Here is a 7,786-nt window from a genome sequence, read left to right on the forward strand (position 1 = left end):
CTGTTAGCTGTTAGCTGTTAGCTGTTAGCTGTCCACCGCTACCGGTTTGCCGCCATCCGCCGGCAGTCGGCCGTCAGCTCCGCACCGCCCGCGCCACTGGGATCCAGAGCTCCGCCTCGGCGTCGCCCGTCCCCGGGACGAAGCGGGTCTGCAGGATCTCCGGGCCCGGCCGGGCCTCGTACGGGTTGGACGGGAACCACTGGCTGTACACCTCCCCCCACATCTCCTGCAGTGCCTGCGGGAACGGCCCGCTGTTGGTGAACACCGCCCATGTCCCGGTCGGCACGTGCAGGACGTCCAGGTCGTCCGGGACGGCGGCGTCCTCGCGCGCCACCACCGCGTGCCAGTAGTCGAGTTCGGAGCCCTCCTCCCGGTTCGGCGAGAAGTCGTCGCTCACCGACACGATGCCGACCGGATCCGGGCCGGTCAGGGCGGCGATCCGCTCGACGGTCTCCTTGCCGAGCCCCTTGATGAACTCGGCGATGTGCGGATTGACACCCTGGTAGATCAGCGGGACCCGGGCCTTCCTGCCGACGATCCGGAAGTCCGGCTTCTCCACGATCCGATATTCCATGCTGCTGCTTCCCTCCACGATGAGTCGGAAGGACATCCGGGGCTGGGAGGTGAGCACCGCGCCGTCGCGCCGGGCCTCCCCCGGCCCGACCCCGTGCATCGCCCGGAACGCCCGGGCGAACGCCTCCCCCGAGGTGTAGCCGTACCGGACCGCGATGTCGAGCAACGTCCGCTCACCGTCGAGCACTTCGGCCCCGGCGACGGTCAGCCGCCGGCGCCGGACGTACTCCGACAGCGGCATCCCGGCGAGCATCGAGAACAGCCGCCGGAAGTGGTACTCCGACGTCATCGCGATCCGCGCCAGTTCGGGCACGTCGATCTCGCGGTCCAGCCTCCGTTCGATGTGCTCCATCGCCCGGTTCAGGTGCTCCAGCACGCCAACCCCGTCCTTCCCTTACTGATCACAACCGTAGGAAGGACCCACCTTGCCGCACCCGACGATCGGTGCCCGCTCCGGTCGGGTGCCGGTCGCCGGGTGAGGGCCGGCATCGGCTCAGATCAGGCCCTGGGCCAGCATCGCGTCCGCGACCAGCTCGAAGCCGGCGATGTTCGCGCCCACCACATAGTTGCCCGGGTGGCCGTAGCGCTCGGCGGTGGTGAAGCAGGAGTCATGGATGTGCTTCATGATCCCGGCCAGCCGCTCCTCGGTGTGCTCGAAGCTCCAGGAGTCGCGCGAGGCGTTCTGCTGCATCTCCAGCGCACTGGTCGCGACGCCGCCCGCGTTGGCCGCCTTGCCCGGGCCGAAGGCCACCCCGGCCTCCTGGAACACCCGCACCGCCTCCGGGGTGGTGGGCATGTTGGCACCCTCGGCGACGGCCAGCACCCCGTTGCGCACCAGGGCGATCGCGTCGACCTCGGCGAGCTCGTTCTGGGTGGCGCAGGGCAGCGCGACGTCGCAGGGCACGCTCCACACGCCCGGCCCCTCGACGAACCGCGCGTGGCCGCCGCGCAGTTCGGCGTACTCGGAGACCCGGCCGCGCCGGACCTCCTTGACCTCCTTGAGCAGGTCGAGGTCGATGCCCTTCTCGTCCACCACGTAACCGGAGGAGTCGGAACAGGTGAGCACGGTCGCGCCGAGCTGCTGCGCCTTCTCGATCGCGTACACGGCGACGTTCCCGGAACCGGACACGACGACCCGGCGCCCGTCCAGGCTCTCACCGCGGCTGCGCAGCATCTCGGCGGTGAACATCACGCAGCCGTAGCCGGTGGCCTCGGTACGGACCTGCGCACCGCCCCAGCCGAGGCCCTTGCCGGTGAGCACACCGCTCTCGTAGCGGTTGGTGATCCGCTTGTACTGGCCGAACAGGTAACCGATCTCCCGGCCGCCGACGCCGATGTCCCCGGCCGGCACGTCGGTGTACTCACCGAGGTGCCGGTACAGCTCGGTCATGAAGGACTGGCAGAACCGCATGATCTCGGCGTCCGAACGGCCCTTGGGGTCGAAGTCGGAGCCGCCCTTGCCGCCGCCGATGGGCAGGCCGGTGAGCGCGTTCTTGAAGATCTGCTCGAAGCCGAGGAACTTGACGATCCCGAGGTTGACCGAGGGGTGGAAGCGCAGCCCGCCCTTGTACGGGCCGAGGGCGCTGCTGAACTCCACCCGGAAGCCGCGGTTGACGTGGATCGCGCCGGAGTCGTCCGTCCACGGCACCCGGAACATCAGCTGCCGCTCGGGCTCGCAGATCCGCTCGATGATCCGCGCGTCGAGGAGTTCGGGGCGGTGGGCGAGCACCGGAGCCAGCGTCTCCAACACCTCGTGGACGGCCTGGTGGAACTCGGACTCGCCCTTGTTTCGGCGGACCACGTCCGAGTAAAGCGTCTCTATGGTGTGCTGCTCGGCCTCGAAGGAGCTCCGCCGGGCGGCGGAGTCGGCGGCGGTGGAGCTGTTCCGGCTGTTGGGCATCTGATCAGGACCTTTCCGTGGTCGTCGGCGGTCGTGCGCGTATGCGTTCCCGCGCCCAGGAAACGGTGGAAGTCTCGCAATGTCCACCTCTCGGGTCCATCCGTTCCACATGCTGGAACAGCGGACGGGAACAGACGGGACGGATGGGGCGTTGCGCGCCTCTGGAGTCCGGCCGGTCACCATCGGTAAGTAGTTGTTCAAATTGGAACTACCGAGTACGGTCGACATCCGATCACACCGGATCCAGCCGGTCCGCCCTGGTCCACCCAGGCCCACCCCGAACGACGGAGGCCCACCCATGCCGCAGCCCGGCTCCGCCACGGTGCGCTCACGTGTGCGCATCCCGCTGACCTTCCCCGACGGCTACCGCGCCGAGGCGGAGGTCTCCACCTTCCATGGCCTCGCCGACGGCGCCGAGCACCTGGCGCTCGCCCTCGGCACCGTCCCGGAGGGCGGGACGCCGCTGGTGCGACTGCACTCCGAGTGCCTGACCGGCGACGTCTTCGGGTCGGACCGCTGCGACTGCGGCCCGCAGCTGCGCGAGTCGGTGGAGCGGATCAGCGAGGCCGGCGGCTACCTGCTCTACCTGCGACAGGAGGGCCGGGGCATCGGGCTGTACAACAAGCTCGACGCGTACGCCCTGCAGGACTCCGGAATGGACACGTACGACGCCAACACCGCGCTCGGCCTGCCCGAGGACGGCCGGGACTACACCGCGGCCGCCCAGATGCTCGGCACCCTCGGCACCTCCGAGGTCGACCTGCTGAGCAACAACCCGGACAAAGCCGCGCAGTTGGCCGACCTCGGCATCACCGTGCGGCGACGGGTGCCGACCGGCGTACACCTGTCGGCGAGCAATGTCCGCTACCTCAGGGCGAAGGTGGAGCGGACGGGGCACTCGATCGAGCTCTCCCGACTGGTGAGCTGAGGGACCGAGGGGCGAGGCGCCGACGGGTGGCGGGTAGCGGGTGACGGATGACAGCCGACAGATGACGGATAACAGATAACAGATTTCGAAATCTGTTATCTGTCGCTCACCGGTCCTCGACCGGGCGCCCCTTCGGCTCCTCGACGATCCGGCGGGCGATCTCGGACGGCCGCACCGGGCGGCCGAAGTGCCAGCCCTGTGCCCAGTCGCAGCCCATGGCGCGCAGCCGTTCGGCGTCCTTGAGGGTCTCCACGCCCTCGGCGGTGACGTTCAGCCCGAGCGCGTGCGCCATCGAGACCAGCCCGCTGACGATCCGCCACCCGGTGGCCTCGTCCTTCGCCGGGTCGTGCAGGTCGCCGACGAAGGAGCCCGCGATCTTCAGCCCGGAGACCGGAAGATCGCGCAGGTAGGAGAGGTTGGACCAGCCGGTGCCGAAGTCGTCCACGGCCAGCGACACCCCGAGGTCGACCAGCCCGTGCAGGGTGCGCAGCGCCTCGTCCTCGGGCCCGACCACGGTCGACTCGGTGATCTCCAGTTGCAGCCGGGCCGGATCCAGGCCGGTGCTGTCGAGGATCCGGCCGAGGTCGGTGACCAGCGCGGCGCTGCGCGCCTGCCGCACCGCCAGGTTGACGTTCAGCTGCGGCGCGGCGTCCCCGTACCGCTTGATCCAGTCCGCGGCCTGACCGCTGGCCTGCTCCAGCACCCAGCGGCCGAGCGGCATGATGAGCCCGGTCTCCTCGGCGGTGGTGACGAACTCGTCCGGCCCGAGCACGCCGAGCTGCGGGTGGCGCCAGCGCACCAGCGCCTCGACGGCGGCCATCCGGCCGTCCGACAGCTTGTAGAGCGGCTGGTAGTCGATGAAGAACTCGCCGCGGTCCAGGGCGGCCGGCATCCGGACGGACACCGCGTAGCGGCTGACCGAGCGGGCGTTCGCCTTGGGGTCGAACAGCGTCCAGCGGCCGCGGCCGGCCTCCTTGGCGCGGTACAGCGTCAGGTCCGCGGCCCGTACGGCGGCGCCCGGCGTGATGGTGGACACCCGCCGTTCCAGCACGCCGACGCTGGCACCCACGGCGAGCTTGTGGTCGCCGATCAGCACCGGCCCGGCCAGCGACTTGAGCACCGTCTTCGCGGCGGCCACCGCCTCCTGTTCGCCCCGGCAGTTCTCCAGCAGGACGACGAACTCGTCGCCGCCGAGCCGGGCGACCAGGTGTCCGAGCGGGGTGAGGGCGGCCTTCAGCCGGGCCGCGACGGCGGACAGCAACTGGTCGCCCATGTCGTGGCCGAGGCTGTCGTTGACCACCTTGAAGCCGTCGAGGTCGACGTAGCAGAGGCCGAAGCGGGCGCCCGGCTCCGGCTCCTCGAACAGCTTCTCCAGACGTTCGAAGAAGGCGGCGCGGTTGGGCAGGCCGGTCAGCGGGTCGTGGGTGGCCTGGTGGCGCAGCCGCTCCTGGAGACGGTAGCGGTCGGTGACGTCCTCCAGCATCGCCACCTGGTACTGCGGGACGCCGTCGTCGTCGCGGATCAGCGAGACGGTCAGGTGGGTCCAGATCACCTCGCCGTCCTGGCGGTAGTACGGCTTGTCGAACTGGAAGTACTCCCGCTTGCCGCTGATCAGCTCCTCGTACGCCTCCCAGACGCCCGGGGTGTCCTCGGGATGGACGAGGTCGCCGACCTGGCGGCCGACCATGTCCTCCGGGCCCGCGCCGAACAGCTCCTGCAGGGCCTTGTTGACGGTCATGATGTTGCCGTCGGTGTCACCGATGGCGATGCCGATCGCGGCGCTCTCGAACAGGGCGCGGAACCGGGCCTCGGAGGCGCGCAGCGCGCGCTCGGCCTCCTTGCGGGCGGCGTCGGCGGCGGTACGGATCGCCTCCTGCTCGCTCAGGGTGCGCTCGCGCAGGGCGGCGGCCCAGCCGGCCGCGAAGGCGCCGGTCAGGGCGGGGCCCCGGCCGTCGCCGATCGGCTGCGCCTGGAGCAGTTCGACCGCGCGGGCGAGCAGGACCGGGTCGGTGAAGTGCGCGTCGACCAGCTCCGCTCCGGCCTGGGAGGCCAGTCGGGGCTGGAACGGTTCGTCCAGCTGGGCGCGGTGCAGCAGCGCTGCGGTGCGCGCGACCAGTCGGCCGAGCAGGTCGGGGTGGACGGCGATGCCGTGGTCGGCGGAGAGCAGCCGCGACCAGTCCTCGTGGAACCGCTCGGCGTCGGTCACCGGGGTGGTGCTCATCCGACCGCCCCGGTTCTCGAGCCGCCGCCCGCCGTGCCGTCGGTCGCCCGCCCGGTCCGACCGTTCAAGGTCGGAACCCCACGCCCGCCACCCCGGCGATTCGCTCGGGGTGCTCGCCGACCGTGCCCGGCTGGTCCGGGCGCCACTGCGGCAGGTGGACCACGCCCGGCTCGACCAGCTCGAAGCCGTCGAACATCGCGGTGATCTGTGCGTGGGTGCGCATGGTCAGCGGGGTCGGGGTCATCCGGTAGAGCTTCTGGTGGTCCTCGGCCTGGTCCGGGCGGCTCTCCAGGGAGGCGTGCGAGAGGGCCAGCGCGCTGCCGGCCGGGAGCGCGTCGCGGACCACGCCGATCAGCTTCCGGGGGTCCTCGTCGTCGCTGACGAAGTGCGCCACGGCCACCAGCAGCACGGCCACCGGCTCACCGGCGGCCAGCAGCTCGGTCACCTCGGGGCGGGCCATCAGGTCCTCGACGTCGCGCAGGTCGGCGTGGACCACGGCGCTGTGCGGGTCGTCCTCCAGCAGCAGGCGGCTGTGCGCGACGGCGACCGGGTCCCGGTCCACGTAGACGACCTCCGCCTCGGGCCGGATCGCGCGGGCGATCTCGTGCACCGCGCCGAAGGTCGGGATGCCGGAGCCGATGTCCAGGAAGCGGGTGACTCCCCGCTCGGCGAGGAAGGTCACCGCGCGGCGCATGAACGCCCGGTTGGAGCGCATGATCTGCGGCAGCTCGGGCCACAGGGCGATCGCCTTGCGGGCCATCTCCCGGTCGACCTCGAAGTTGTGCGAGCCCCCCAGGTAGTAGTCGTAGACCCGCGCGGCGTTCGGTTTGTCCAGGTCCGTGCCCTCCGGTACCCAGCTCGGTCGCCGCATGCCTGTGACTCCTTCACTCCGGATCCGGTGGTGCAGCGCCTGGTGGATGCTGCCGTGACTGATGAGACTACAAGCACAGAAGATCCTCCCCCGCACCCCGAACAGGTGCAAGCGGAGTGCACGCTTCCTCGTGAACGGAGTTCTTTGCCGGGCGTTTACCCATGGTTCGGTGCCGTGCCGGGCGCACCGGGCGGGGCCTGCGGGCCGGCGGGGCCCGTACGGACCGCGCCAGCTCGGCGCCGGCTCGGCGCCGGACCGACGCCAACTCGGCGACGGTCCGGCGGCGTTCGGGCCAGGGCTCGTCCCGCGCGGCGGACGCCGGGCTAGGGTGGGCGCGTGGACCCCAACCACTACCGCTTCCGGGGCGTGTGGCGGCTCGCGGCACCGGCGGCCGCGGTGTACGCGGCGCTGGAGGACCTACAGAGCTATCCCCGGTGGTGGCCGGAGATCCGAGAAGTGCGGCGGACCGGCGAGGAGTCCGGGGACGTGGTGATCCGCGCACTGCTGCCGTACCGGCTGGTGGTCGGCCTGGAGACGCGGCGGCGCGACCCGGCCGCCGGGGTCCTGGAGGTGGCGATGCGGGGCGACCTGGACGGGTGGTCGCGGTTCACGGTGACGGCTGAGGGGCCGGACGGCGGGGGCAGCCGGGTGCTGTTCGAGGAGGACGCCCGGCCGGGCAAGGCCCTGCTGCGACGCCTGGCGCTGCCGCTGCACCCGTTGTTCCGGGCCAACCACGCGGTGATGATGCGACGGGGGCGGCGGGGGCTCGCCACGCACCTGGCCGGTGGCGGCGGAACGGACTTCGGCGAACGGGCTTCAACGGACTGGCTTCGGCAGACGGGCTTCGACAGACGGGCTTCAGGGAACGGATGACGGGTGACAGACGACAGCTTTCAGAAGACAGATAACAGATTTCGTCATCTGTCATCTGTCAGCGACGGAGGAGCCCCCGAGGACTTCGACTCCTCCTTCGACCGCGCCGGCACCGGCAGCAGCAAGTGGGCCCGCGCAACCGCCCCCGGAGTGATCCCGATGGGCCTGGCGGACATGGACCTCCCCGGCCCGCCCGCCGTGGCCGAGGCACTGGAGCGGCGCGCCCGCCATCGGGCGTACGGGTACACGGTGTGCGACCCGGCCGGCCGGGCCCTGGTCGCCGACTGGTACCGCGCCCGGCACGGCGTCGAGGTGGACCCGGACTGGGTCCTGCTCCTGCCCTGCGGCCCCCGCACCACCCTCCGCGTCCTCCTCGAAACCATCCGGCCCGAGGCCGCCGGCCACGAGCCCGGCCGTCCG

At 71.2% G+C, this 7,786-nt stretch carries 6 protein-coding genes and 1 pseudogene; 3 read left to right on the forward strand and 4 right to left on the reverse strand.

Translation table 11 applies throughout. From position 1 onward, the window contains the following. Positions 1 to 73 precede the first annotated feature (73 nt). Both J0670_RS23565 and gdhA read right to left on the reverse strand, forming a co-directional pair. Positions 74 to 949, reverse strand: coding sequence for an AraC family transcriptional regulator (locus tag J0670_RS23565; RefSeq protein ID WP_207813650.1), 876 nt, complete (start codon positions 947 to 949; stop codon positions 74 to 76). 117 nt (positions 950 to 1,066) lie between these two features. Continuing rightward, complete coding sequence (gene gdhA / locus J0670_RS23570) at positions 1,067 to 2,473, reverse strand: NADP-specific glutamate dehydrogenase (protein WP_207813651.1); 1,407 nt, start codon at positions 2,471 to 2,473, stop codon at positions 1,067 to 1,069. Positions 2,474 to 2,771: 298 nt separating this feature from the next. Here gdhA and ribA point away from each other — a divergent pair, with 298 nt between their 5' ends. Next, positions 2,772 to 3,401 carry a GTP cyclohydrolase II gene (gene ribA, locus J0670_RS23575; RefSeq protein ID WP_207813652.1) on the forward strand — a complete coding sequence of 210 codons (630 nt, stop codon included), beginning with the start codon at positions 2,772 to 2,774 and terminating at the stop codon, positions 3,399 to 3,401. 106 nt (positions 3,402 to 3,507) lie between these two features. Here the strand turns inward: ribA and J0670_RS23580 are convergent, their stop codons facing one another. Further along, positions 3,508 to 5,622: a bifunctional diguanylate cyclase/phosphodiesterase gene (locus J0670_RS23580; protein ID WP_207813653.1), complete on the reverse strand. Its 2,115-nt coding sequence runs from the start codon at positions 5,620 to 5,622 to the stop codon at positions 3,508 to 3,510. A gap of 64 nt (positions 5,623 to 5,686) precedes the next feature. Next, positions 5,687 to 6,493, reverse strand: a complete 807-nt coding sequence (locus tag J0670_RS23585; RefSeq protein WP_207813654.1) for an SAM-dependent methyltransferase — start codon at positions 6,491 to 6,493, stop codon at positions 5,687 to 5,689. Between the two features lie 336 nt (positions 6,494 to 6,829). Between J0670_RS23585 and J0670_RS23590 the strand changes: the two genes are divergently transcribed. Together J0670_RS23590 and J0670_RS23595 are read left to right on the forward strand one after the other, a co-directional pair. After that, the gene (locus J0670_RS23590; RefSeq protein ID WP_207813655.1) at positions 6,830 to 7,366 is read left to right on the forward strand and encodes an SRPBCC family protein; all 537 of its coding nucleotides are present in this window, start codon (positions 6,830 to 6,832) and stop codon (positions 7,364 to 7,366) included. Positions 7,367 to 7,525: 159 nt separating this feature from the next. After that, positions 7,526 to 7,786 (forward strand): annotated as a pseudogene (locus J0670_RS23595) (hypothetical protein); the annotation flags it as partial.

Source organism: Streptomyces sp. FH025 (assembly GCF_017427025.1).
Lineage (GTDB): Bacteria > Actinomycetota > Actinomycetes > Streptomycetales > Streptomycetaceae > Kitasatospora.